The following is a 26,409-nucleotide window of genomic DNA, read 5'->3' as shown; positions in this document are numbered from 1 at the left end:
TGCATGAGTCAGGGTAAAGTTGCACTTGTCACCGGCGCGAGCCGTGGCATTGGCCGGGCGATCGCCCTTGAACTGGGTCGTAACGGCGCCATCGTCGTGGGCACGGCGACTTCCGAGTCCGGTGCCGAGAAAATCACCGCTTATTTCAAGGAAAGCGGCATCGAAGGCTTCGGTCTGGCGCTGGACGTGGGCAGCGACGAATCCGTTGCCGCCGCGCTCGCCCAGATCACCGAACGCGTTGGCGCGCCGTTGATCCTGGTCAATAACGCCGGTATCACCCGTGACAACCTGATGATGCGCATGAAGGATGACGAGTGGCACGACGTCATCAACACCAACCTGAGCAGTCTGTTCCGCCTGTCCAAGGGCGTCCTGCGCGGGATGACGAAGGCGCGTTGGGGCCGGATCATCAGCATCGGCTCCGTGGTGGGTGCCATGGGCAACGCAGGTCAAGTAAACTACGCAGCCGCCAAGGCGGGTCTGGAAGGCTTCAGCCGTGCCCTGGCACGTGAAGTAGGGTCGCGTGCAGTGACGGTCAACTCGGTGACGCCGGGTTTCATCGACACCGACATGACCCGCGAGCTGCCAGAAGCGCAACGTGATTCCCTGACGGCCCAGATTCCTCTGGGCCGACTGGGGCAGGCAGAAGAGATCGCGCATGTTGTCGCTTTTCTTGCCTCGGAAGGTGCAGGCTACGTGACCGGGGCTACAATCCCCGTTAACGGCGGCATGTACATGTGACCGGTCGTATCGAAAAAATGTCATACGGGCTGTCTAAAATCCGTTATAAAGCTGAAATCTTTTAAGGGGCAGAAGGCTGTCGGGCGTAGCGGGAATTGCGTTTAGCTTGAAATGCGCAAAACCTCTTCTATACACTTACCCATCGGCCAGCTGCCTGAATTTGTCCACTAGGAGTTAAAACACGGTATGAGCACCATCGAAGAGCGCGTCAAGAAAATCGTTGCCGAACAACTTGGCGTCAAGGAAGAGGAAGTCACCAACAGTGCTTCCTTCGTTGAAGACCTGGGTGCCGACTCCCTTGATACCGTTGAGCTGGTAATGGCTCTGGAAGAGGAATTCGAGACCGAAATCCCTGACGAAGAAGCCGAGAAGATCACCACTGTTCAAGCGGCTATCGATTACGTTACTGCCCACCAGGCGTAAGATTTTGTAATCGTAGTTTGCTGTCCTGGAGAAACCGCACTGCCCCTGGCGTGCGGTTTTTTCTTTGAATAGGGCAGCGTTTCATCAATAGAAGAAAGGAGAGTCCTGTGTCGCGTAGACGCGTCGTGGTCACCGGTATGGGTATGCTGACGCCTTTGGGCACGGATGTGCCGAGCACCTGGCAAGGCATTCTGGCTGGCCAGAGTGGCATTGGGCCTATCGAACACACGGACCTGTCCCAATACACCACCCGCTTTGGCGGTTCGGTCAAGGGATTCAATGTCGAGGAATACCTGTCGGCCAAAGAGGCCCGCAGACTCGATCTGTTCATTCAGTACGGGCTGGCTGCCAGCTTTCAGGCCGTGCGCAACTCCGGTATCAAGATCGACGACACCAATCGCGAGCGCGTCGGCGTGGCGATGGGATCAGGCATCGGGGGCCTCACCAACATCGAGAACACCAGCCGGCTGATGCATGAGCAGGGGCCGGGCAAGATCTCCCCGTTCTTCGTACCGGGGTCGATCATCAACATGATTTCCGGGTTCCTGTCGATCCACCTCGGCGCACAGGGCCCCAACTACGCCATCGCCACCGCCTGCACCACGAGCACGCACTGCATCGGCATGGCCGCGCGCAACATCGCGTACGACGAAGCCGATGTGATGATCGCCGGCGGCGCTGAAATGGCGGCCTGCGGCCTGGGCATGGGCGGCTTCGGCGCCTCGCGCGCGCTGTCTACCCGCAACGATGAGCCGGCGCGCGCCAGCCGTCCCTGGGACAAGGGCCGCGACGGCTTCGTGCTGTCCAACGGTGCTGGCGCAATGGTCCTCGAAGAGCTCGAGCACGCCAAAGCGCGTGGCGCGACCATCTACGCCGAGCTGATCGGCTTTGGCATGAGCGGCGATGCGTTTCACATGACCTCGCCGCCGGATGACGGCGCCGGTGCCGCGCGCTGCATCACCAACGCGCTGCGCGATGCCAAGATTCGTCCCGAGGACGTGCAATACATCAACGCCCATGGCACCTCCACGCCTGCGGGCGATCTGGCCGAAGTCAGTGCCATCAAGAAGGTATTCGGCGAGCACGCCTACAAACTGGCTGTCAGTTCGACCAAGTCGATGACAGGCCACCTGTTGGGCGCCGCCGGGGCCATCGAAGCGATTTTCAGTGTGCTGGCGATCAAGGATCAGGTCGCGCCACCGACGATCAACCTCGATGAGCCTGATGAAGGGTGCGACCTGGACTTCGTTCCCCACGAACCGCGGAAAATGCCGATCGACGTGGTGATCTCCAACTCCTTCGGCTTCGGTGGCACCAACGGCTCGCTGGTCTTCCGCCGGTACGCCGAATGACCGTGAGCTGGATCGATGGCCTTTCAGCTGACTCCCTGGCCGTCAAGGACCGGGGGTTGGCGTACGGCGATGGTCTCTTCGAGACTGTCCTTGTAAAGGCCGGACAGCCATTGCTCTTCCAGCGTCATTTGCAGCGTCTGGCACTGGGTGCTCAGCGCCTGGCGTTGAACCTCGATCTGGCATTGGTCGAGGAGGAGTGCTGCCGCTTCGCCGCTCAATTGGGTGAAGGCGTGATGAAACTCATCGTCACCCGTGGCGACGGCGTACGTGGCTATGCACCCGCTGCGGACGCACAGCCGAGACGCATCCTCCAGGCAAGTGCGCTGCCGGTGTATCCCGAGGCCCATGCAGAGCAGGGCGTCAAACTGTTCGCCTGTCAGACCCGTCTCGCCGAACAGCCGCTGCTGGCCGGGCTCAAGCACCTCAATCGCCTTGAGCAAGTGCTGGCCCGTGGGGAATGGCAAGGTGCCGAGTACGCTGAAGGGCTGATGCGGGACGTGTCGGGGCGGATCGTCGAGGCGGTCTACAGCAATCTGTTTATGGTCAAGGGCGGGGTGTTGCTGACGCCGGACCTGCGCCGCTGTGGCGTGGCCGGTGTGATGCGGGCCGAGATTCTGGCGCTGGCGGAGCGCGAGAACATGCCGGCCCGCGAGCTGGAGCTGCAGATGTCCGACCTGCAAAAGGCCGATGAGGTGTTTGTCTGCAACAGCGTGTACGGCATCTGGCCGGTGCGCGGCGTCGAGCATCTGAACTGGCCGGTTGGGCCGCTGACCCGTAAACTCCAACACCTTGTTCGCGGGCTTCTGGATATCTGATTCGTGATCCGAAAATTACTCGTCTTGCTGGAAACAGGTGTGGTTCTGGCAGGGCTATTGCTGGGACTGGCTTATTGGGAGCAGAACAGCGCGCTGCAGCAGCCCCTCAATCTGACCCAGGAAAAACTGCTGGATGTGCCCTCGGGCTCTTCGCCCACCGGCGTGCTGAATCGGCTGCAGGCCGACGGCGTCATCAAGGATGCATTCTGGCTGCGGCTTTACTGGCGCTTCAATCTGCAAGGGCAGTCGCTGCACAGTGGCGAATACCGTATGGCGCCAGGCATGAACGCCGAGTCACTGCTCGATCTCTGGCAAAAAGGCGAAGTGGTTCAGTACAGCGTCACCCTGGTGGAGGGCTGGACTTTCCGTCAGGTGCGCGCGGCGCTGGCTAAACAGGTCAAGCTGGAGCAAACGGCGAGCGATCTCAGCGATCCGGAGCTTATGGCGAAGCTGGGGCATCCGGACGTCTTTCCCGAAGGCCGGTTTTTCCCGGACACCTATCGCTACGTGCGCGGCATGACCGACGTCGAGTTGCTGAAACAAGCCTACAGCCGCCTGGATGAAGTGCTTAAGGAGGAATGGGAGAAGCGTGCTGCCGATGTGCCGTACTCCGATCCTTACCAGGCTCTGATCATGGCGTCGCTGGTGGAAAAGGAAACCGGTGTGCCCCAGGAACGCGGCCAGATTGCCGGTGTGTTCGTGCGTCGCTTGCAGCAGGGCATGTTGCTGCAGACCGATCCGACCGTCATTTATGGCCTCGGCGACCGGTACAACGGCAAGATCACCCGGGCGTTGCTGAAGGAGCCTACGCCGTATAACACCTATGTCATCTCCGGCTTGCCGCCAACGCCGATCTCCATGGTCGGGCGTGAAGCGATCCATGCGGCGATGCACCCGGTGGCCGGCAACAGCCTGTACTTCGTGGCGAGAGGGGACGGCAGTCACGTGTTCTCCGCCGATCTGGATGCGCACAACGCGGCGGTGAAGGCGTTCCAGCTCAAGCGTCGCGCGGACTACCGCTCCAGCCCGGCGCCTGTCGCTGCACCGGCGCTGCCCGTGGACGCCGTCGATAAGCCCGCGTCCGAGCAGCAGCCCACAGATCCGAAACCTGGTGATGTGCAGCCAACAGAATCCAAAGCGGCAGAACCCAGGGACGCAGAGCCGGGCGCGAGCGAGCAACCGCCGAAGCCGCAGGCTGACGCTGAGGCTCCGTCGACACCGGCCAGTGACCCCGGCCAATGACAACCGCGAGCACACTCGCCATGAATCTCACCAAGGACTGCCCGTGACCGGTTTGTTTATTACCCTGGAAGGCCCCGAAGGCGCGGGCAAAAGCACCAACCGCGAGTACCTGGCCGAGCGCCTGCGCAGTGAAGGCATTGATGTGGTCCTGACCCGCGAGCCCGGCGGTACGCCATTGGCCGAGCGCATTCGCGAGCTGCTGTTGACGCCCGGCGACGAGCAGATGTTTGTGGATACCGAGCTGCTGCTGATGTTCGCCGCCCGTGCGCAACACCTCGCTGGCCTGATTCGCCCGGCGCTGGCGCGGGGTGCCGTGGTGCTTTGCGACCGATTCACCGATGCCACGTACGCGTATCAGGGGGGCGGCCGAGGCCTGCCCATCGAGCGCATCGCCGTGCTGGAAGATTTTGTCCAGGGCGCGCTGCGTCCGGATCTGACCCTGGTGTTCGATCTGCCCATCGAGATAGGCCTGGCCCGCGCATCCGCCCGTGGTCAACTGGACCGTTTCGAGCAGGAGGGCCGAGCGTTCTTCGATGCCGTGCGCAGCACCTACCTGTCGCGCGCCGCCGCGGCCCCCGAGCGTTATCGCCTGGTGGACGCGGCGCTGCCGCTGACCGAAGTCCAGTCGTCCCTTGATGGGCTGGTTCCCGAACTGATTGCTCTGCTGGCGGCTCGCCGGCATGGCTGAGGCTTATCCCTGGCAGCACGGCCTGTGGCAGCAACTGGCAGGCCGCAAGCAACATGCTCACGCCTACCTGCTCCACGGCCCGGCCGGCATCGGCAAGCGGGCGCTGGCCGAGCGTTTGATGTACCTGCTGTTGTGCCAGCACCCGACAGGCCTTGAGGCGTGCGGCCAATGCAAATCCTGCTCGCTGCTGGCAGCCGGCAGTCACCCCGATCATTACGTGCTGGAGCCTGAAGAGGCCGACAAGGCGATCAAGGTCGATCAGGTGCGCGACCTGGTCAGCTTCGTGGTGCAGACCGCGCAGATGGGCGGGCGCAAGGTGGTGCTGATCGAGCCGGTCGAGGCGATGAACATCAACGCCGCCAACGCTCTGCTGAAAAGTCTGGAAGAGCCTTCGGGCAACACCATTCTGTTGCTGGTCAGCCATCAGCCGAGCCGGCTGCTGCCCACGGTCAACAGCCGCTGCGTGCAACAGGCGTGTCCGCTGCCCAGCGACGCCATGAGCATCGCCTGGCTGGCCGATGCACTGCCAGATTGCGACGAGCAGGAGCGTGTCGATCTGCTGACCCTCGCAGCAGGTTCGCCGTTGGTCGCGGTCAAGCTGCACGGCCAGGGCGTTCATGAGCAACGGGCGCTGGTGGTGGAAGGCGTTAAAAAGCTGCTCAAGGGCCAGCAGTCGCCGACCCAGCTGGCCGAAGGCTGGAAAGACATACCGCTGTTGTTGCTGTTTGACTGGTTCTGCGACTGGTCGAGCCTGATCCTGCGCTATCAACTGACCCAGGACGAAGAGGGCCTGGGCCTGACCGACATGCGCAAGGTTGTGCAGTATCTGGCGCAGAAATCGTCCCAGCGCAATGTGCTGGCGATTCAGGACTGGGTGCTGCTGCAGCGCCAGAAGGTCATGTCAAAAGCGAACCTGAACCGGGTTCTGTTGCTCGAAGCGTTATTGGTGCAGTGGGCAGGCCTGACCGGACAAGGTTAGACTGGCCCTCTGCATGGCATCATGCATTGCCTGAGGAAACGAGATGAGCGTGCCACCGAGTCCAGGTCCGCGTAACGGCATCCTGTCCCTGACCATCAAGGACAAGTCCGTCCTGTACGCCGCATACATGCCATTCATCAAGAACGGCGGCCTGTTCATTCCCACCAGCAAAAGCTACAAGCTGGGCGATGAAGTGTTCATGTTGCTCAACCTGATGGACGAGCCTGAAAAGATTCCGGTCGCGGGCAAGGTCACCTGGATCACGCCGAAGGGCGCTCAGGGCAACCGCGCCGCAGGCGTTGGGGTGCAGTTCAACGACGGCGACAACACCGCACGCAACATGATTGAAAACTACCTGGCCGGAGCCCTGAAATCCGACCGTCCTACCCATACGATGTAAGTTGCCCCCGCCGCCATGCTTGTAGATTCCCATTGCCACCTTGACCGCCTCGACCTCAGCGCCCACGACGGCTCCCTCGACAACGCCTTGCAGGCGGCGAGAGAGCGGGGCGTCGGGCATTTTTTGTGCATCGGCGTCAGCGCCGAGAATGCCGGTGCCGTGAAAGCGCTGGCTGACCGCTACGACGACGTCGACTGCTCGGTCGGCATTCACCCGCTGGACCTCAAGCCCGGCGAGGCGCCTGCGCTGGAGTGGCTGCTCGGCGAGCTGAATCATCCTCGCGTCGTGGCCATCGGCGAAACCGGTCTGGATTATCACTACGAACCCGAGGCTGCCGAGTTGCAACAGGCCTCGTTCCGGCTTCATTTGCAGGCGGCCAACGTGACCGGCAAGCCGGTGATCGTCCACACCCGCGGCGCGCGGGCCGACACGCTGGCACTGCTGCGTGAGGCCGCGTTGCCTCAGGCCGGCGTGTTGCATTGCTTCACCGAAGACTGGGACATGGCCAAAGCCGCGCTGGATCTGGGGTTCTATATCTCGCTGTCCGGTATCGTTACCTTCCGCAACGCCGACGCGCTCCGGGACGTCGCCAGCAAGGTGCCCGCCGACCGGCTGCTGGTCGAGACCGACTCGCCGTACCTGGCGCCGATCCCGTATCGGGGCAAGCCCAACCTGCCGCAATACGTGCGTGAAGTGGCCGAGTTTCTGGCAATGCTCCGTGGCGAGACGTACGAGCGTTTCGCCGAGCAGACCAGCGAAAACTTCAAGCGGCTGTTCCCGCTGGCGCGCGTTAAAAGCTGATCCCCCGTGTACAGCGCCGCTTGCCAGGCCCCGAGCGCTGCGCAAATCGCGGGCAAAAAAAACCCGGGTTCTGGGGGGTGAATCCGGGTTAAGACCATTAGGAGTAAAACAAAGACACGCTATCCATTGGTGTCCTTACCAACGCTGGCACTTGGGGGAGATGCTGCGTTGGCGAATATAAGTATTGGCTATAATCCGCAGGCGTCCAGCCGACCGCTGTACGATTTTTAAACAGTTTTGGAATACCTGACGCGCTGCTGATACCGCAATCCCACTGATGTCCCGAGTTTCTGACCACTCAGGCCATCCCGCCAAAAAAGAGACTGGTGGGGCACTTTGCGTTTCGTTTTAGCGTACTGGCGGCTAAATCCGTCAGAAAACGGATACAGGTCGGATGATCCGTGCATTCTGCTGCGGGATAGGCATAATGTGCCGCTTCCGATTCCCGAATCCACAGTCCCCTCCTATGCAGAAAGAACCTCGTAAAGTCCGTGAGTTTCGCCGCCGTGAGCAGGAGATCCTCGACACCGCGCTCAAGCTTTTCCTCGAACAGGGCGAAGACAGCGTCACCGTCGAGATGATCGCGGACGCCGTGGGTATCGGCAAAGGCACCATCTACAAGCATTTCAAATCCAAGGCCGAGATTTATCTGCGCCTTATGCTCGACTACGAGCGGGATTTGAACGAGCTGCTGCATTCGGCGGATGTCGACAAGGACAAAGAAGCGCTGTCCCGCGCCTACTTTGAATTCCGTATGCGCGACCCCCAGCGCTATCGCCTGTTCGACCGCCTGGAAGAGAAAGTCGTAAAAGGCAATCAGGTGCCGGAGCTGGTCGAGGAGCTGCACAAGATCCGCGCTTCGAACTTCGAACACCTGACCTTGCTGATCAAGGGACGGATTTCCGAAGGCAAGCTCGAAGACGTCCCTCCGTACTTCCATTACTGCGCCGCCTGGGCGCTGGTGCACGGCGCGGTGGCGCTGTACCACTCGCCGTTCTGGAGCAATGTCCTTGAAGATCAGGAAGGTTTCTTCCAGTTCCTGATGGACATCGGTGTGCGCATGGGCAACAAACGCAAGCGTGATCTCGATCATGGGCACGAGACCAAACCCGGCGCTCAGCCCGACCCCGCTGCTGAGTAAAGCGAAGCCACGTAAACCCGATTCCGCGAGCTAAGCCTTCTCCAGGTCCGACATGGCGCAAAAGCTGCATTAACCGGCCATTCGCCGGTTTTCCGTCGCCGGACTTTGGAGATAAACATGCGTAGCCTGGTTTTACTGCTGGCTCTACTGGCGTTGAGTGGCTGCATGCACGTCAGCGATCTGGCACAAGGCGCTCACGATGAACTCAGTGACGCCGGGCTGCTGGATCACAGTTCGACCCGCCGGTTGAACAACTTTCGCGTGCAACCTGACTCGTTCATCTATATCGCCCAAGGCGCCTTTGCTCCCCCGGGCAGCGCCTACCCGCGTCCCAATGTCGTGGCTGAAGAAGCCTTCAACGGTTTTATCGAATACTTCCCGATGGTCCGCCGCGCCCGCGCCCCGGAAGGTCTGGATGACGCGATGACCGAGGCTCGGGCTGCCGGCGCGCATTATCTGCTGTACACCCGTTTTGCCAAGGCTGATGACCGCATCGGCACGTTTGACGAGTGGTCGGATCAGGAAGCAGTGGACCGTCTTGGCATCGACAACGGCGTCATACAGCTGATGCTGATCGAAACCAACACCCGCTACCTTATCGATTCGGCCCGCATTCACCTCCGTGGTGGCCTGCTGACTTTGTACGACACCAAGCCCGAGGATTTGCTAGGACCCCCGATGGAAGCTTACGCTCGGGGTTTGCTGGGCGTCGAAGCCCGCTGAGGAGTGGCGTATGAGTGGGCAGGACAAAGCCAACGATCTGTTGGCCCAGATTGCCAGGAGCGGCAAGGGTTTGCCGCCTGTGCACTTGTGGAACCCGGATTTCTGCGGTGACATCGACATGCGCATTGCCCGCGATGGCACCTGGTTCTATCTGGGCACGCCCATTGGTCGCAAGCCGATGGTTCGGCTGTTTTCCACCATCATTCGCCGTGACGGCGACGATTATTTCCTGATTACCCCAGTCGAGAAGGTTGGCATCAAGGTCGACGACGCGCCTTTTGTGGCGGTGCTGCTGGACGTTGAAGGCAGTGGGGAGTCGCAGTTGTTGCGGTTCACCACCAATGTCGAAGACGTGGCAGAGGCGGGGGCTGAACATCCGCTGCGTATCGACCTCGATCCGCAGACCCAGGAGCCAGCTCCCTATATCCGTGTGCGCAACAACCTCGAAGCGCTGATCCACCGTAATGTCTTCTATCAGCTGGTTGACCTGGCTGTGGTGCGGAAAATCGACGGCCAGCGCTGGCTGGGGGTGTGGAGCGGTGGCGAATTTTTCCCCATCGGTCTCGAGCCCTGATCGGTCCCTGTCGAACTGGCTATCCGCTTGCGCCCAATTGCCTGACTACCACAGGGCAGTTAAAGTGCCGCCCCCCGATTTTTCCTGAGGTTTTTCCATGAGTCAGTCCTTTGATATCGCCGTGATCGGCGCCACCGGTACTGTCGGCGAAACCATCGTCCAGATTCTCGAAGAGCGCGACTTCCCGGTTGGCGATTTGCACCTGCTCGCCAGCGCCGAATCGGCCGGCAGCTCGGTGCCGTACCGTGGCAAGAACGTCCGCGTGCGTGAAGTTGACGCCTTTGATTTCAGCAAGGCGAAGATCGCGTTCTTTGCAGCAGGCGCCACGGTCACCCGCAGCTATGCCGAGCGCGCCACCGCCGCCGGGTGTGTGGTGATCGACCTGTCCGCCGGATTGTCCGTGGAGCAGGCACCCAATGTAGTGCCCGAGGTCAATGGCCCCCGCCTGGCTGATCTGGCCAAGCCGCAGCAGGTGGCATGCCCGAGTTCCAGCGCAGCCGCCCTCGCGCTGGTGCTGACGCCGTTGCGCGCACTGCTGAACCTCGAGCGGATCACCGTGACGGCGTGCCTGGCGGTGTCGAGCATGGGCCGAGAAGGGGTCACCGAACTGGCTCGGCAGACCGCCGAGCTGCTCAATGTTCGCCCGCTGGAGCCGAAGGTGTTTGACCGGCAGATGGCGTTCAACGTGCTGGCCCAAGTGGGCAAGCCTGACGCCGAGGGTCATGTGCCATTGGAAAAACGTTTGGTCAGCGAGTTGCGCGAGTTGCTCTCGCTGCCTTTAATCAAGGTCGGTGTGAGTTGCATCCATGTGCCGGTGTTCTTCGGCGACAGCCTGAGCGTGTCGGTGCAGACCCGCGAACCGGTCGACATCAAGGCGGTCAACGCCGCGCTCGAAACGGCCGAGGGCATCGAGCTGGTTGAGGCCGGCGATTACCCGACGCCGGTGGGCGACGCCGTAGGACAGGATGCTGTTTATGTAGGACGTTTACGCGGGGGCGTCGACGACGGTTGTGAGCTGAATTTCTGGGTCACGCTGGACAATGTGCGCAAGGGCGCAGCGTTGAACGCTGTGCAGGTGGCTGAGTTGTTGATAAAAGATGTTGCGTAAAAGATACTTGCCCACAATTCGAAGAATCATTCTAGCTGCGGCGTGTCGATACTCCTTACACCCGAGCAGGCATTATCTTCGCGATTGCCGGGGAAATTTCAAACAAGGGATGGGCTATGGTTCAGGTTCGTAAACTCGTTTTAGCAATCGCTGCGGCTTCGGCGCTGTCATCGGGAATGGCACAAGCGCTCGGCCTCGGCGGTCTGACCGTGAAGTCGACCCTGAATCAGCCGTTGTTGGCCGAAATCGAGCTGACAGAAGTGCAGGACCTCAATGCCTCCCAGGTGGTGCCGAGTCTGGCGACCTCTGCGGAGTTCGCTCAGGCCGGCGTTGGCCGGGTGGCGATTCTGGATGACCTGACCTTTACCCCGGTCGTCAATCCCGGCGGCAAGAGTGTGTTGCGCATTACCTCCACCAAGCCTATCCGCGATCCCTACGTAAAATTCCTCGTTCAAGTGCTCTGGCCCAACGGCCGGGCGCTGCGCGAGTACAGCCTGTTGCTGGACCCGCCAAAATTCTCGCCACAGGCAGCTGCGGCCGCCGCGCAATTGCCGTCGACCGCACCGAGCGTCGCACCTGCCCCGGCACCTGCCGCCGAGACGCCAGCCGCTGCACCTTCGACGCCAACTCCAGCGCCTGCCCCGGAACCCAAGTTCACCCAATACACCACCGCCAATAACGACACGCTGTGGGAAATTGCCGCGCGGGTGAAAAATGGCGGCACTGTGCAACAGACCATGCTGGCGATTCAGGCGTTGAACCCTGATGCGTTTATTGCCGGCAACATCAACCGCCTGAAAAAAGGCCAGGTGTTGCGTCTGCCGTCGCCGCAGGAGTCAACGGCGCTGGCTCAGCCTCGCGCGGTGGCCGAGGTGGCCGAGCAGAATCGTGCCTGGCGCGAAGGCCGACGCCTGCCGAGCGGCGCGCGTCAGGTCGATGCCACCCGTCGCGACCGTGCGGGCGCGGCGCCGTCACAGATCGACGCCAAGGACAACCTCAGCCTCGTCTCTGCCAACAAGGCTGGAGCGAAAGGCAAAGCCAGCGACAACGCCGACATCAGCAACCAGCTGGCGACTACTCAGGAAAGCCTGGACACCACGCGTCGGGACAATGCCGAGCTGAAGAGCCGCATGACTGATCTGCAAAGCCAGGTCGACAAACTGCAGCGCCTGATTCAGCTGAAGAATGACCAACTGGCGAAAATGCAGGCGTCCGGCGCAGCGGTTCCGCCGCCCATTGATGCCGCCAATCCTGCCAATCCCGCTGTCAGCCCCAACAGCGTGACCAACCCCAACAACGCCGCCAACCCGGCGATGCAGGCCCAGGTGGTGCCGAATGCAGCGGCGCCTGATGTTGCCGGGAAGGCACCTGACGAAATCGCGCCCGAAGACGCATTGCCGGTTGACGGGGCGGCGGTGACCAGTGCAACGCCTGATCAAGCGCTGATCGTACCGACTGAGCCGGTGGTCGATGAAGACAACCGCAGCGCCCTCGACAAGATCCTCGCCAGCCCGATGCTCATGGGCCTGATCGGTGGCGGCGCGCTGTTGGTCTTGCTGCTGCTTCTGTTGCTGATGGCTCGCCGACGCAATGCGCTGATCGAAGCCGAACGGCATCGCCAGATGGCGCGTGCGTTGGCCGAAGAGTCGGACTTCGCGTCCGACATGGATATACCTGCCAGCAGCTTTGAAGGCCTGGAGGCGCCGGTGCCCAACGCAAAGACGCCGCCGGCGCCGACCGTAGCCGAGCCGGTCCGCGAGCACCCGGCTGACGCGCTCGTTCAGGCCGAAATCCACATCGCCTACGGCCGGAGCAATCAGGCTGCTGCCGTTCTTGAAGAGGCCATCAAGCATGAGCCGCAGCGCAGCGATCTGCGCCTCAAGCTCATGGAGGTGTATGCCGAGCAGGACAACAAATCCGGGTTTGTCGCGCAGGAGCGGCAACTGGTGGCCACGGGAAAGAACCACGCTGAAGTCGAAGAGCTGAAATCCCGCTATCCGTCCATGGCAGCAGCAGCTGCGGCGGTAGCAGGGGTGGCGGCCACAGCGGCTTTGGCGGCTGAAATGGACGCAAAATACGTCGAGGACCTGCTTCACGACGAAGCTGAAGTTGCGGCGCAGCCTGCTCCGGTGGCAGAAACAGTGACCGAAGTGCCTTTGGACGAAGAGTTCGACAACGCCTTTGACCTGAGCCTCGATGATCTGGACAGCGAATCGCCTGCTGCTGCGCCGACCCGCGCTGCGGCGCAGGACACCGCCGCCCTCGACGATCTGGACCTGGATGCGCCGTTTGCCGGATCGGCGTCTGATGACCTGGACTTCGACGCGATTCTGCGCGAACAACAGGCGACATCCGGCCCTGCTGAGCCCGCCGACCTGGACGATTTCGACCTCAACCTGGCGGAAGATCAGCCGGCGTTGAAGGCCGAAGACGATTATTTGCTGGGGATGGAGGACGATCTGCGTGATCTGCCCCCGTTCGAACAGCCTGCATCGTTGGGCGCCGACAAGCCGGGGCCGGAAGACGACATTGAGTTGCCTGCCGATTTCGACCTCTCCCTGGCGGACGAGATGGAGACCGAGCAAGCGTCCGAGGCATTTGCGTCCGAGATCGACGACGTGAATGCCGAGCTGGACCGTCTCTCCCAGAGCCTGGAACAGCCGCCGATTGCAAAGCCGTTCGACACCGCGTTGGACAAGCCGGCGGACGCGTCGCCTCGTTTCACGGAAGACGATGCGCTGCTGGCGGATGACGAGCCGGAATTCGATTTCCTGTCCGGTACCGATGAAGCGGCCACCAAGCTGGACCTGGCCCGGGCATACATCGAGATGGGTGACGCCGACGGCGCTCGCGACATTCTTGATGAGGTGGTGGCCGAAGGTGACGATGGCCAGAAGACGGAGGCGCGGGACATGCTGTCGCGCCTCGTCTGACGGTATACACCGCTGCAAAAAAACGACCGCTTCGGCGGTCGTTTGCGTTTCCGGGTCGGGCCCTTCGGCTTTTCGCGTGCGTGCGGGTTCACCAGCGCTGCCGATGGCGTCTTTTTTTTCGATCCGTATAATGGCCGCCCTTGCGCACATCGACAGGCTTTAAGCTCTTGGCAACTACAGACACCGAGGCAGAAACAGCGGCAGCCGAACTGGCGGCCGAAGGTTTTTCCAGAATCGCCCTGGGCGTGGAATACAAGGGCTCGCGCTACAGCGGCTGGCAGCGCCAGTTGACCGGTGTGCTGACCGTCCAGGAAACGCTGGAAAACGCCCTGTCGAAAGTTGCCGATTCGCCGGTGTCGCTGATGTGCGCAGGGCGCACCGATGCCGGTGTGCACGCGTGCGGTCAGGTGGTGCACTTCGATACTCAGGCCGAGCGCAGCATGAAAGCCTGGACCATGGGCGCCAATATCAATCTGCCCCATGACATCAGCGTGACTTGGGCCAAGGTCATGCCCGCGCATTTTCACGCGCGCTTCAAGGCCATCGCCCGACGTTATCGCTATGTGATCTACAACGATCAGATCCGTCCGGCGCACCTGGGCCAGGAAATCACCTGGAACCATCGCCCGCTGGATGCCGAACGCATGGCGCTGGCGGCCGAGTATCTGGTCGGCACCCACGATTTCAGCGCGTTCCGTGCCGGTCAATGCCAGGCCAAATCGCCGATCAAGCAGCTTCATCATTTGCGCGTCACCCGCCACGGCAAGATGATCGTCATTGATGTCCGCGCCAATGCCTTTCTGCATCACATGGTGCGCAACATTGCCGGTGTGCTGATGACCATCGGGGCAGGGGAGCGGCCAATCGAGTGGGCGAGGGAGGTGCTGGAAAGTCGGGTCCGACGCACCGGCGGCGTGACGGCTCATCCTTTCGGCCTGTATCTGGTTCAGGTGGAATACCGCGACGAGTTCCCGTTACCGGATCGCTACATCGGCCCGCATTTTCTCACCGGCTTCACGGAACTGGACGGCTGACGCGGGTGACTGCATTTGCTACCATCCGTGACTTTCGCAAGGCTTGAGGTCTCCACTACATGTCAGCCGTTCGCAGCAAGATCTGCGGGATTACCTGCATAGAAGACGCGTTGGCCGCCGTTGACGCGGGAGCCGATGCCATCGGGCTGGTGTTTTACCCCCCAAGTCCGCGCTTCGTGACGGTCGAGCAGGCCCAGGCAATCGTTGCCGCGCTGCCGCCGTTCGTCAGCACTGTCGGCCTGTTCGTGAATGCAGAGCGCGCTGACTTGAAAGCCCTGCTCGACGTCGTTCCCCTCGACCTCATTCAGTTTCACGGCGATGAAACCCCGGAGCAGTGCGAAGGCTATAGCCGCCCGTACATCAAAGCGCTGCGGGTCCAGGCCGGCGACGACATCGCGGCCACTTGCGATGCTTACGCCAACGCTTGCGGCATCCTCCTCGACACCTATGTCGCCGGCATTCCGGGCGGGACGGGGGAAACCTTCGACTGGGCGCTGATTCCAAAACATTTGAGCAAGCCGGTGATCCTCGCCGGCGGGCTGACCTCGGCCAACGTTTCCCAGGCCATTGCGCAGGTGCATCCCTACGCCGTGGACGTGAGTGGCGGGGTGGAGAAATCCAAAGGCCTGAAGGATCACGACAAGATCCGTGCGTTCATGAGTGCAGTACACGGCGCCTAGGGCGTTTGCCCGGCAACATCGGCTGGGATGTGACGGCGGACCAACGGTCGCCGTCCACTAGCCTGCCATCCGCTGATGCGCGTGGCCGAATTGATTGAGCGAAGACGTCTTGCGTCTCGTGCTGGAAGTTGAGAGGGGTGTTTGCGAGTGTTGTCTCGGCAGGTCAGGCTTCGCGCCGATCGTTGTACGGCATTTCGCGGCACCTTACATGACATTGGTTTAAGGGCATGCGCATGGCACCTATTGCCATCGCGTTCGAGCCATCGGTACTGGAGAAAGAAAGCATGAGCAACTGGTTGGTAGACAAACTGATCCCTTCGATCATGCGTTCCGAGGTCAAGAAGAGCTCGGTGCCCGAAGGTCTGTGGCACAAATGCCCGTCCTGCGAAGCGGTGCTGTATCGCCCGGAGCTGGAAAAGACCCTGGACGTCTGCCCGAAGTGCAACCACCACATGCGCATCGGCGCCCGCGCCCGTCTGAATATCTTCCTGGACGCCGAAGGCCGTCAGGAGATCGGCGTTGATCTGGAGCCGGTGGACCGTCTGAAATTCCGCGACGGCAAGAAGTACAAGGATCGCCTCGTCGCGGCACAGAAGCAGACCGGTGAAAAGGACGCGCTGATTTCCATGAGCGGCACCCTGCTGGGCATGCCGGTGGTGTGCAGCGCATTCGAGTTCTCCTTCATGGGCGGTTCGATGGGGGCGGTGGTGGGTGAGCGCTTCGTGCAAGCTGCCAACTACGCGCTGGAAAACCGCTGCCCGATGATCTGCTTCGCCGCATCCGGCGGTGCGCGCATGCAGGAAGCCTTGATCTCGCTGATGCAGATGGCCAAAACCTCGGCCGTTCTGGCGCGTCTTCGTGAAGAGGGCCTGCCGTTTATCTCCGTGCTGACCGACCCGGTCTACGGCGGTGTTTCTGCCAGCCTCGCGATGCTGGGCGACATCATTGTCGCCGAGCCAAAAGCCCTGATCGGCTTCGCCGGCCCTCGCGTCATTGAGCAGACCGTGCGCGAAAAGCTGCCGGAAGGTTTCCAGCGCAGCGAATTCCTGCTCGACCACGGCGCGATCGACATGATCATTCACCGTCAGGAACTGCGTCAGCGTCTCGGTAACGTATTGGCCCAGATGATGGGGCTGCCGACGCCGAAATTCGTGGCGCCGACAGTTGAGCCGATCGTTGTACCGCCTGTTCCGGCGAACCTATGACCGCACGCTCGTTGAGCGACTGGCTCAGCTATCTGGAACACCTGCACCCGTCGGCCATCGATATGGGATTGGAGCGTTCGCAGCAGGTGGCAGCTCAGATGGGCCTGACCCGGCCGGCGCCCAGAGTGATCACGGTCACCGGCACCAACGGCAAAGGCTCGACCTGCGCATTCGTTGCTTCCTTGTTGCAGGCCCAGGGCCTGAAAGTCGGCGTTTACAGCTCGCCGCACCTGCTGCGCTACAACGAGCGTGTGCAGGTGCAGGGCGTCGAAGCCACCGACGCCGCGCTGTGCGCGGCGTTCGAGGTGGTCGAGCGCGGCCGCGGCGACATTTCCCTGACCTATTTCGAAATGGGCACGCTGGCAGCCTTCTGGCTGTTCGAGCAGGCCGGGCTGGATGCGGTCGTGCTGGAAGTCGGTCTCGGCGGGCGGCTTGATACGGTCAATCTGATCGACGCCGACATGGCGCTGGTCACCAGCATTGGCGTTGACCACGCGGAATTCCTCGGCAATACCCGTGAGACCGTGGCATTCGAGAAGGCCGGGATATTCCGTGAGGGACGGCCTGCACTGTGTGGCGATCTTGATCCGCCGCAGCCGTTGCTCGACAAAGCGCAGGCACTGCATTGCCCGCTGTCGCTGCGCGGTCGCGATTTCAATCTGCAGATCAACGCGACGGGGTGGGACTGGTCGGGCACTGATGCACAGGGCCGCACAATCGAACTGCATTCGCTGCCGTTACTCGACCTCCCCATGCAGAACGCCGCGCTGGCGCTGCAGGCCTACCTGCTGCTGGATTTGCCGTGGGATGAGTCGACCCTTCGCGATGCGCTCGTCAATACGCGCGTCACCGGTCGCCTTGACCGTCGCAGCATCGACTGGCAGGGGAAATCCCTAAGCCTGCTGCTGGACGTGGGCCACAACCCCCATGCAGCAACGTTTCTCGCCCAGCGCCTGAATCAGCGACCGGTGGCGGGCAAGCGTCTGGCGGTGTTCGGTTTGCTCAGTGACAAGGACCTGCCGGGCGTTCTGGCGGAACTGAGCGAGACGTTCAGCAGTTGGGCCCTCGCACCGCTGCCAACGCCGCGCAGCCGTCCGGCGCAAGAGATCGAACAGGCGTTGCAGAACCTTGGCGCTCGCGTGACGTCTCACCCGAGTATCGCGCTGGCACTTGAAGCTCAGTGCGCCCACGCGACAGCCGACGACGAGATTGTTCTGTTCGGGTCTTTTTACTGCGTAGCCGAAGCCCTGGAATGGCTTGCTGGCGCGTCACGGAGGAAGTGACACATGGCTTTGCTGGATAAAGCGTACAAACAGCGGATGGTTGGGGCATTGGTGCTGATTGCCATCGCGGTGATTTTTCTGCCGATGCTGTTTTCGCGTCAGGACGAAGCCCGCCGTGTTCAGGTCGATGCGCCTGCCGCGCCGCAAGCGCCGGCCACCTCGCAGATCAAGGTCGAACCCGTCAGCGTGCCTGAACAGCAGCCATTGCCGCAGGAGCCGGTGCCAAGCGATGACGAGCTGACGCAGCCTGCTCAGTCCGCGCGTCCTGCCCAGCCCGTTCAGCAGCGCACCAGTCAACAGCCGCCGTCCATGCCCATTGCCCCTGCGCCTTCCAAGCCTGTGGCTGCTGCGCCGAAACCCGTTCAGACCGCGCCCGCGAAGCCTGCTCCGGCACCGACGCCGGCACCCGCTCAAGCGGCAGCGCCTGTCACACCGGCAGCCGAGACCAGCCGGGTCGATGCCAATGGTTTGTCGGTCACCTGGGCGGTACAGCTGGCGAGCCTTTCCAACCGCGCCAATGCCGACAATCTGCAGAAGACGTTGCGCACTCAGGGCTACAACGCCTACATCCGCACCTCAGATGGCGTGAACCGCGTCTTCGTCGGCCCGGTGATCGAACGCGTCGAAGCTGATCGTCTGCGTGACACGCTGGAAAAACAGCAGAAGATCAAAGGCATCGTTGTGCGTTTCCAGCCGGAGCGTAAGTAAGCGTCCCCGGCCGACGCCTTCCCTCCGTAGGACCGGCTTCAGCCGGGAAGGGCGCGGATCAGTCACTCTCCATCTCGCAGTGTGGCAACTGACGCCTTCCCGGCTAAAGCCGGTCCTACGAAATGTCCGCGGTGCCGTTGTAGGACCGGCTTCAGCCGGGAAGGAGCCCGATCTGACGCCATCGATTTCGGGTTTAACCCCGGCCGATCCCCAACAAAGTCCAATAGTTCGCCTTAAATGCCCTTCATCCGCAATCGCTGCTTACCGGCAGGCGAGTGCTCTGCTAAAATCCGCCGCCTTATCAGTCTGTAGGCTGCGACGTGTCATTTACTCCGGTTGACTGGGCGATCATTGCAATTGTCGCCATCTCCGCTTTGATCAGTCTCAAGCGCGGCTTCGTCAAAGAAGCATTGTCCTTGCTGACGTGGATCATCGCAGGTGCCGTCGCCTGGATGTTTGGCGGATCGTTGGCCCAGTATCTGGTCAACTACATCGAAGCACCTTCGGCGCGCGTGATTGCGGGCTGCACCATTCTTTTCGTCGCCACACTGCTGGTCGGCGCCATGGTCAACTTTCTGATTGGAGAACTGATTCGCGTCACCGGGCTGTCCGGGACCGATCGTTTTCTGGGCATGGTCTTCGGCGCGGCGCGCGGAGCCTTGCTGGTTGTCGTTGCGGTCGGGCTGTTGAGCCTGGGCCCGGTGCAACAGGATCAATGGTGGCAGCAGTCGAGGCTGCTCCCGCAATTTGTCATGGTCGCTGACTGGTCGAAAAACCTGATTCTCGGGATGTCCAGCAAGTGGCTAGCCAGCGGAGTCAGCGTACCTGTTGACATCCCGTTCAAGGATCACCTCCTGCCGCCTACAACGCCGCCGGAAGTGCTCGGTAAATCCAGTTCCACTAAGTAGGGGTTGTGTCGCATGTGTGGCATCGTCGGTATCGTCGGCAAGTCGAACGTCAATCAGGCGCTTTATGACGCGCTCACCGTCCTCCAGCACCGCGGCCAGGACGCTGCCGGTATCGTGACCAGCCATGACGGCCGGTTGTTTCTACGCAAGGACAACGGTCTGGTTCGTGACGTGTTCCACCAGCGCCATATGCAGCGCCTGGTCGGGCACATGGGCATTGGTCACGTACGTTACCCAACGGCGGGCAGCTCGACGTCGGCCGAAGCCCAGCCGTTCTACGTCAACTCGCCTTACGGCATCACCCTGGCGCATAACGGCAACCTGACCAACGTCGAGCAACTGGCCAAGGAGATTTACGAATCCGACCTGCGCCACGTCAACACCAATTCCGATTCCGAAGTGCTGCTCAACGTGTTCGCCCACGAGCTGGCCGTGCGCGGCAAGTTGCAACCGACCGAAGAAGACATCTTCGCGGCCGTCACTGACGTGCATAAGCGTTGCCGTGGTGGTTATGCGGTCGTGGCGATGATCACCGGTTACGGCATTGTCGGCTTCCGCGACCCGGATGCCATCCGCCCGATCGTCTTCGGTCAGCGTCACACCGACGAAGGCGTCGAGTACATGATCGCGTCCGAAAGCGTTTCCCTGGACGTGCTCGGCTTCACCCTGATTCGTGACCTCGCCCCGGGCGAAGCGGTGTACATCACCGAAGACGGCAAGCTGCACACCCGCCAGTGCGCCACCAACCCGAAATACGCCCCGTGCATTTTCGAGCACGTCTACCTGGCGCGTCCTGATTCAATCATCGACGGCATCTCGGTCTACAAGGCGCGTCTGCGCATGGGCGAGAAGCTGGCCGACAAGATCCTGCGCGAGCGTCCTGATCACGACATCGACGTGGTCATCCCGATTCCGGACACCAGCCGTACGGCGGCGCTGGAGCTGGCGAACCACCTGGGAGTGAAATTCCGCGAAGGCTTCGTCAAGAACCGCTACATCGGCCGCACGTTCATCATGCCGGGCCAGGCCGCGCGGAAGAAATCCGTGCGCCAGAAGCTCAACGCGATCGAGCTGGAATTCCGTGGCAAGAACGTGATGCTGGTGGATGACTCCATCGTTCGCGGCACTACGTGCAAGCAGATCATCCAGATGGCCCGCGAAGCCGGCGCCAAGAACGTGTATTTCTGTTCCGCGGCCCCGGCTGTGCGCTTCCCCAACGTCTACGGCATCGACATGCCGAGTGCCCACGAGCTGATCGCTCACAACCGTTCCACCCAGGACGTGGCCGACCTCATCGGTGCCGACTGGCTGGTCTATCAGGACTTGAATGACCTGATCGAGGCGGTGAGTGGCAGCAAAAAGATCAAGATCGACAACTTCGACTGTTCGGTCTTCGACGGCAAGTACGTGACCGGTGACATCGACGAGCACTACCTGAACAAGATCGAGCAGGCGCGCAACGACGCCTCCAAGGTCAAGACTCAGGCGGTGAGCGCGATCATCGATCTGTACAATAATTAATCCAGACAAGGAGCAGGCGGCATGACTCAGGAATGGGATGCCGGTCGACTGGACAGCGATCTCGAGGGCGTCGGTTTCGACACCCTCGCGGTACGTGCCGGTCAGCACCGCACGCCGGAACGCGAGCACAGCGATCCACTGTTTTTCACGTCCAGCTACGTGTTCCGCACGGCAGCCGAGGCGGCCGCGACCTTCGCCGGTGAGATCCCCGGCAACGTCTATTCGCGCTACACCAACCCGACCGTGGCCTCGTTCGAAGAGCGCATGGCCGCGCTGGAAGGCGGCGAGCAGGCGGTGGCGACCTCCACGGGCATGTCCGCCATCCTCGCCACGGTGATGAGCTTCTGCAGCGCCGGCGACCACGTGCTGGTGTCGAAGAGCGTGTTCGGCTCGACCATCAGCCTGTTTGAAAAGTATTTCAAACGCTTCGGGGTGGAGGTCGATTACGTCCCCCTCGCCGAATTGTCCGGCTGGGACGCGGCGATCAAGCCGAACACCAAAATGCTGTTTGTCGAATCGCCTTCCAACCCGTTGGCGGAGCTGGTCGACATCAACGGGCTGGCGGAAATCGCCCACGCCAAGGGCACGCTGCTGGTGGTCGATAACTGCTTCTGCACTCCGGCCCTGCAGCAACCGCTGCGCATGGGGGCGGACGTGGTCGTGCACTCGGCGACCAAGTTCATCGACGGACAAGGCCGCGCCATGGGTGGCGTGGTGGTCGGTCGTAGCGAGCTGATGAAAGAAGTCGTCGGCTTCCTGCGCACTGCTGGCCCGAGCCTGAGCCCGTTCAACGCCTGGCTGTTCCTCAAGGGGCTCGAAACCCTGAAAATCCGCATGCGTGCCCATTGCCAGAGCGCTCTGGAACTGGCGCAGTGGCTCGAACAGCAGGAGGGCATCGAGAAGGTGCATTACTCCGGTCTCGAGAGTCACCCGCAACATGCATTGGCCAAGCGTCAACAGACGGCGTTCGGCGCGGTGGTGAGTTTTGAGGTGAAGGGTGGCAAGGACGGCGCATGGCGTTTCATTGATGCCACGCGATTGATCTCGATCACCGCGAACCTGGGCGATACCAAGACCACTATTACTCATCCGAGCACCACCTCCCACGGTCGGCTGTCTCCGCAAGAGCGTGAGGCGGCCGGCATTCGTGACAGTCTGATCCGCGTCGCGGTAGGGCTGGAGGACGTCGCAGACCTGCAAGCGGATCTCGCACGGGGTCTGGCTGCCTTGTAAGCAGGGTGTCCGAACACGAAAGCGAGCCCTGGGGCTCGCTTTTTTGTTTGCGATGTGCAGCTTCGTGCTTGCTGCGAAAAATGGCTCTTTTTAAAAAAACTTCAAGCAGGCTATTGACTTAGGTTCATCACCTGCGTAAATTTCGCGGCCTCAGCGAAGCAAGGGTGATTAGCTCAGCCGGGAGAGCATCTGCCTTACAAGCAGAGGGTCGGCGGTTCGATCCCGTCATCACCCACCATCGTTGAGTGTTTCACAGCAACACCAGACGCTGAAGGATACTGAGATTCAGCAGGACGAAAGTCCACGCAATGCGCAGCGGTAGTTCAGTCGGTTAGAATACCGGCCTGTCACGCCGGGGGTCGCGGGTTCGAGTCCCGTCCGCTGCGCCATATTTTCCGAATCGGGTCTTCCCGGTTCGAGATTGAAAGCCTAGGTTTTCATTCAGTGTTTTACGAAGCAGGCCCAAGGGTCGGTTTCAACAGCGTTAAGCAGATGAAAGTCTGTGCGACAAGCAGCGGTAGTTCAGTCGGTTAGAATACCGGCCTGTCACGCCGGGGGTCGCGGGTTCGAGTCCCGTCCGCTGCGCCATACATCGCTTCGAGGCCCTTGAACGCCTTGAAGCAACAGAAAAAGCGATCCCAGGATCGCTTTTTTTGTGCCTGCGATTTGGCGAACGCTTCGCCTGTCGCGCTGGATGCTGCAGAACTCGGCGATAAATGCCATGATCGCCGGCTGTTAGCGCGGCGCTGTGCGGTGCCTGATTTCGAATTTGGAGAGCTGGACCATGGGCATGAACCAAACCATCACTGTCATCCCGCCGGGCGTACCGCTGACGGGCCATGTGTCGCCGCCCGGCTCGAAGTCCATCACCAACCGCGCGCTGCTTCTGGCTGCACTCGCCAAGGGCACCAGCCACCTGCGTGGCGCGCTGAAAAGCGACGACACCCGCCATATGTCCAACGCCCTGCGGCAAATGGGCGTGACCATCGAAGAGCCGGACGACACCAGCTTCGTCGTCACCAGCAGTGGGCAACTTGAAGTCCCCCAGGACGCGCTGTTCCTCGGCAATGCCGGCACGGCGGTGCGGTTCCTGACAGCGGCGGTCGGCACGGTGAATGGCAGCGTCACGCTGGACGGCGATCACTACATGCAGAAGCGCCCGATCGGCCCGTTGCTTGAGGCGCTACGCAAAGGCGGCCTGAACGCGGAAAGCGCCACCGGTTGCCCTCCGGTCGTGGTGCGCGGGACGGGTTCGATTACCGCCACTCGCTTCGAAATCGACGGCGGCCTGTCCAGTCAGTACGTCTCCGCGCTGTTGATGGTGGCGGCCTGTGGCGATGCACCGATTGAAGTGGCGCTGACCGGCAAGGAAATCGGCGCGCGCGGTTACATCGACTTGACCATCGCCTGCATGCGCGCGTTCGGTGCCGAGGTCGAGGTGCTGGATGACGCGTTGTGGCGCGTTGCACCGACGGGTTACACCGCCTGCGATTATCAGATCGAGCCCGACGCCTCGGCCGCAACCTATTTGTGGGCTGCCGAGGCGCTGACCGGCGGCAAGATCGACTTGGGCGTGGCGGGGGAGGCGTTCACTCAGCCAGACGCCAAGGCCATGGAAGTGATCGCGCAGTTTCCGAAGATGCCTGCGGTCATAAACGGCTCACAGATGCAGGACGCGATTCCTACGCTGGCGGTGCTGGCGGCCTTCAACGAGACGCCTGTGCGCTTCGTTGACCTGGCCAACCTGCGCGTCAAGGAATGCGATCGCGTACAGGCGCTGCACGATGGCCTGAATCAGGTTCGGGCCGGGCTGGCCTCGGTAGAGGGCGACGATCTGTTGGTTGCCGCTGATCCGAGTCTGGCGGGCACCAGCAGTCACGCGCTGATCAATACCCATTCCGACCACCGCATTGCCATGTGTTTCGCGCTGGCCGGTCTGAAGGTGGCAGGGGTGCGGATTCAGGATCCGGAGTGCGTTGGCAAAACCTACCCCGGCTATTGGCGGGCGCTGGAGTTCCTCGGGGTGAAACTGGTGCACGGCGAGGTCTGAGGCGCAGGGCATGCCGGGCCTGCAGCCGTCGACTGATGGACGCCACGCCCGGTGGGGCGACTTTTCCGACCCCGCTGCAGTCTGATCAGCGCAACCTGCGCTGCCCTGACAGGCCCACGCGTACAGGCCCCGTTCACGGTTGCCGTTTTGATGTATCCACACGGTTGCAAACTCTGCGTTGATCCCGTGGCAGGCTTGTTGCAGACTTACCGGCGTTTTCTCCGGTCCACTTTCAGTCGACCAATTGCCCCAGGATGTTTGATGCCTAAATTACTGAGCTTTCGTACCGCATGCTGGGTCATCACCCTGCTGGCTGCCGCAGGCTGCTCGTCGAAGAAACCGACGGTCTATGAGCATGAGAATTTCGACGATGCCGGGACATTCTCCCGCAGCTACCCGGTCTCGGATGCCGCCACCTGCGAAGCGGCCCGAAGGGCGCTGTTGAGTCAGGGCTACATCATTACCAGCAGCGATCCCAAAGTGATCAGCGGCCATAAGAGCTTTCAGCAAACCGGCGAAACCCACATGGAGATCAGCTTCAACGTGGTGTGTGCGCCGGACGGCAGTGCTGATAAACGGACCACGATGTTCGCCAATGCGCTGCAGGATCGCTATGCGTTGAAGAAGGTCAATAACTCCGCCAGCCTGGGGGTCGGCGTGCTGGGCTCGGTCTCGATGCCGATTGGTTCGACCGACGACTCGATGGTCAAGGTCGCCAGTGAAACCGTGGCGTCGCCCAAGTTCTATGATCGCTTCTTCGCGCTGGTGGAAAATTTCCTGCCGCCCGAACTGAAGAAGGCTGCACACATTGAAGAGAAGCCTAAAACCGATCTGGGCATGCCTGAGCCGGTGCCAGGCAAGCCGGCGGCGTTGACGGAGCAAAAGCCGGCCGCTGCACCTGCTGCAGCGGCGCCTGCCACGCCTGCACCCACTACGCCCGTCGCACCAGCGCCACTGGCGACCCCTGCGACCCCACCTGCGGCCGCTGCCGAGCAGAGCAGCGAACCGATGCCTGCGCCTGCCGAGGCGGAACCGTTGAAAACCGAAACAGCGGCGCCTGCCGAGGCCGCGCCTGCCACAGCGCCTGCGCCGGCAACGACCACCGAGCCGAGCGCTGCGCCAGCGGTAGAATCAACGCCGGCGCAGTGAGTCATCTGCTAATTCCCAGCAGAGGTCCCGCGTGCTGACATCGCACGTGCAGCAAACGCAAAAGCTGTGGGAGTGACCGGGGTGGCGCTCCACCTTGCTCACGAAGAGGGCATTTCGGCCACTGGAGATTTAATGGCTGTACTGAACTCTTCGCGAGCAAGCTCGCTCCCACAAGGGTGCGCTGGGCCTGCAGATCTTCGGTGTCATTCGTAGCCGCATCACCCCAAAAAACAGTTTGTACGCCGGATTCCTGGTCTCGTCCCAATACGGATAACCAATCTCCGCCAGCGCCTGGGGCACCAGATGCCGCTCATCCTCCGGCACCACTAACCCCGCCACCACTCGGCCATCCGCCGCACCGTGGTTGCGGTAGTGGAACATCGAAATATTCCATTTGCCGCCCAGCTTGTTCAGGAAGTTGAACAGCGCACCCGGCCGCTCGGGGAATTCAAAGCGCAGTACCACTTCATCGCTGACCCGCTCCGAATGCCCGCCGACCATGTGCCGCAGGTGCAGCTTGGCCAGTTCGTTGTCGGTCAGGTCCAGCACCGGGAAACCCTGCTCGGTCAGGCTGGCGATCAAGGCCTTGCGCGGATCCGTGTCGGGATGGGTCTGCACGCCGACGAAGATGTGCGCCTCGCGGTCGGTGTGGTAGCGGTAGTTGAATTCGGTGATCTGCCGCTTGCCGATGGCCTCGCAGAAGGCCTTGAAGCTGCCC

At 61.6% G+C, this 26,409-nt stretch carries 23 protein-coding genes, 3 tRNA genes and 2 pseudogenes; 27 read left to right on the top strand and 1 reads right to left on the bottom strand.

Features of this window, described 5'->3' with window-relative positions:
* Positions 1–3: 3 nt before the first annotated feature.
* From fabG to SLW75_RS23350, 27 genes and pseudogenes are all read left to right on the top strand, one after another.
* Positions 4–741: a 3-oxoacyl-ACP reductase FabG gene (gene fabG / locus SLW75_RS23480; protein WP_065993130.1), complete on the top strand. Its 738-nt coding sequence runs from the start codon at positions 4–6 to the stop codon at positions 739–741.
* 186 nt (positions 742–927) lie between these two features.
* Entirely contained in the window at positions 928–1,164 is a 237-nt protein-coding gene (gene acpP, locus SLW75_RS23475; RefSeq protein WP_016973676.1) for an acyl carrier protein, read from the top strand.
* A gap of 107 nt (positions 1,165–1,271) precedes the next feature.
* Positions 1,272–2,516 (top strand): beta-ketoacyl-ACP synthase II, encoded by a 1,245-nt coding sequence (fabF, locus tag SLW75_RS23470; protein ID WP_065993132.1) that lies wholly within the window; start codon positions 1,272–1,274, stop codon positions 2,514–2,516.
* Positions 2,513–3,331, top strand: coding sequence for an aminodeoxychorismate lyase (gene pabC, locus SLW75_RS23465; RefSeq protein ID WP_410928708.1), 819 nt, complete (start codon positions 2,513–2,515; stop codon positions 3,329–3,331). Before fabF ends, pabC begins: the two co-directional genes overlap by 4 nt.
* A 3-nt stretch (positions 3,332–3,334) precedes the next feature.
* Complete coding sequence (gene mltG, locus SLW75_RS23460; protein WP_410935586.1) at positions 3,335–4,573, top strand: endolytic transglycosylase MltG; 1,239 nt, start codon at positions 3,335–3,337, stop codon at positions 4,571–4,573.
* A 43-nt stretch (positions 4,574–4,616) separates the two neighbouring features.
* Positions 4,617–5,261 (top strand): dTMP kinase, encoded by a 645-nt coding sequence (gene tmk, locus SLW75_RS23455; RefSeq protein ID WP_192136068.1) that lies wholly within the window; start codon positions 4,617–4,619, stop codon positions 5,259–5,261.
* Positions 5,254–6,240, top strand: a complete 987-nt coding sequence (locus tag SLW75_RS23450) for a DNA polymerase III subunit delta' (protein WP_410935585.1) — start codon at positions 5,254–5,256, stop codon at positions 6,238–6,240. Before tmk ends, SLW75_RS23450 begins: the two co-directional genes overlap by 8 nt.
* Positions 6,241–6,283: 43 nt before the next feature.
* Positions 6,284–6,640 (top strand): PilZ domain-containing protein, encoded by a 357-nt coding sequence (locus SLW75_RS23445; RefSeq protein WP_065986393.1) that lies wholly within the window; start codon positions 6,284–6,286, stop codon positions 6,638–6,640.
* Between the two features lie 15 nt (positions 6,641–6,655).
* Positions 6,656–7,441 (top strand): TatD family hydrolase, encoded by a 786-nt coding sequence (locus SLW75_RS23440; protein WP_065986394.1) that lies wholly within the window; start codon positions 6,656–6,658, stop codon positions 7,439–7,441.
* A 466-nt stretch (positions 7,442–7,907) separates the two neighbouring features.
* Positions 7,908–8,582: a TetR/AcrR family transcriptional regulator gene (locus SLW75_RS23435; RefSeq protein WP_296313386.1), complete on the top strand. Its 675-nt coding sequence runs from the start codon at positions 7,908–7,910 to the stop codon at positions 8,580–8,582.
* A gap of 117 nt (positions 8,583–8,699) precedes the next feature.
* Complete coding sequence (locus tag SLW75_RS23430) at positions 8,700–9,305, top strand: DUF4823 domain-containing protein (protein ID WP_065986396.1); 606 nt, start codon at positions 8,700–8,702, stop codon at positions 9,303–9,305.
* 10 nt (positions 9,306–9,315) lie between these two features.
* Positions 9,316–9,879, top strand: coding sequence for a DUF1285 domain-containing protein (locus tag SLW75_RS23425; RefSeq protein ID WP_410935584.1), 564 nt, complete (start codon positions 9,316–9,318; stop codon positions 9,877–9,879).
* Between the two features lie 97 nt (positions 9,880–9,976).
* Positions 9,977–10,987: an aspartate-semialdehyde dehydrogenase gene (locus SLW75_RS23420; protein WP_410935583.1), complete on the top strand. Its 1,011-nt coding sequence runs from the start codon at positions 9,977–9,979 to the stop codon at positions 10,985–10,987.
* 116 nt (positions 10,988–11,103) lie between these two features.
* Positions 11,104–13,920, top strand: a complete 2,817-nt coding sequence (locus SLW75_RS23415) for a FimV/HubP family polar landmark protein (RefSeq protein WP_410935582.1) — start codon at positions 11,104–11,106, stop codon at positions 13,918–13,920.
* 209 nt (positions 13,921–14,129) lie between these two features.
* Positions 14,130–14,954 (top strand): tRNA pseudouridine(38-40) synthase TruA, encoded by an 825-nt coding sequence (gene truA / locus SLW75_RS23410; RefSeq protein WP_065986413.1) that lies wholly within the window; start codon positions 14,130–14,132, stop codon positions 14,952–14,954.
* Positions 14,955–15,013: 59 nt separating this feature from the next.
* A complete protein-coding gene (locus SLW75_RS23405) occupies positions 15,014–15,634 on the top strand; it encodes a phosphoribosylanthranilate isomerase (protein ID WP_192136084.1) in 621 nt (206 codons plus the stop codon).
* A gap of 284 nt (positions 15,635–15,918) precedes the next feature.
* The gene (accD, locus tag SLW75_RS23400; RefSeq protein WP_065986414.1) at positions 15,919–16,839 is read left to right on the top strand and encodes an acetyl-CoA carboxylase, carboxyltransferase subunit beta; all 921 of its coding nucleotides are present in this window, start codon (positions 15,919–15,921) and stop codon (positions 16,837–16,839) included.
* Positions 16,836–18,142, top strand: a pseudogene (folC, locus tag SLW75_RS23395) (bifunctional tetrahydrofolate synthase/dihydrofolate synthase). The gene accD and the pseudogene folC overlap by 4 nt, the downstream one beginning before the upstream one ends.
* Positions 18,126–18,830 (top strand): SPOR domain-containing protein, encoded by a 705-nt coding sequence (locus tag SLW75_RS23390; protein ID WP_065986401.1) that lies wholly within the window; start codon positions 18,126–18,128, stop codon positions 18,828–18,830. The pseudogene folC and the gene SLW75_RS23390 overlap by 17 nt, the downstream one beginning before the upstream one ends.
* 320 nt (positions 18,831–19,150) lie before the next feature.
* Complete coding sequence (locus tag SLW75_RS23385; protein ID WP_065986402.1) at positions 19,151–19,738, top strand: CvpA family protein; 588 nt, start codon at positions 19,151–19,153, stop codon at positions 19,736–19,738.
* Between the two features lie 12 nt (positions 19,739–19,750).
* Entirely contained in the window at positions 19,751–21,259 is a 1,509-nt protein-coding gene (gene purF, locus SLW75_RS23380; RefSeq protein WP_065986403.1) for an amidophosphoribosyltransferase, read from the top strand.
* 21 nt (positions 21,260–21,280) lie between these two features.
* Complete coding sequence (locus SLW75_RS23375; RefSeq protein ID WP_065986404.1) at positions 21,281–22,492, top strand: O-succinylhomoserine sulfhydrylase; 1,212 nt, start codon at positions 21,281–21,283, stop codon at positions 22,490–22,492.
* Positions 22,493–22,654: 162 nt separating this feature from the next.
* Positions 22,655–22,730, top strand: a tRNA-Val gene (locus SLW75_RS23370).
* Between the two features lie 74 nt (positions 22,731–22,804).
* A tRNA-Asp gene (locus tag SLW75_RS23365) sits at positions 22,805–22,881 on the top strand.
* Positions 22,882–23,003: 122 nt separating this feature from the next.
* Positions 23,004–23,080 (top strand) — tRNA-Asp (locus tag SLW75_RS23360).
* Positions 23,081–23,276: 196 nt separating this feature from the next.
* Complete coding sequence (gene aroA, locus SLW75_RS23355) at positions 23,277–24,542, top strand: 3-phosphoshikimate 1-carboxyvinyltransferase (protein WP_410935581.1); 1,266 nt, start codon at positions 23,277–23,279, stop codon at positions 24,540–24,542.
* 261 nt (positions 24,543–24,803) lie between these two features.
* Positions 24,804–25,691 carry a DUF2242 domain-containing protein gene (locus SLW75_RS23350; protein WP_410935580.1) on the top strand — a complete coding sequence of 296 codons (888 nt, stop codon included), beginning with the start codon at positions 24,804–24,806 and terminating at the stop codon, positions 25,689–25,691.
* A gap of 222 nt (positions 25,692–25,913) precedes the next feature.
* Here SLW75_RS23350 and SLW75_RS23345 read toward each other — a convergent pair.
* A pseudogene (locus tag SLW75_RS23345) lies at positions 25,914–26,409 on the bottom strand (threonine ammonia-lyase, biosynthetic); the annotation flags it as partial.

The organism is Pseudomonas sp. W5-01 (genome assembly GCF_046540435.1).
In the GTDB taxonomy this organism is placed as follows: domain Bacteria; phylum Pseudomonadota; class Gammaproteobacteria; order Pseudomonadales; family Pseudomonadaceae; genus Aquipseudomonas; species Aquipseudomonas graminis_B.
The sequence above is the reverse complement of the archived record's forward strand: the minus strand, read 5'-3'. Positions and strand labels throughout refer to the sequence as shown.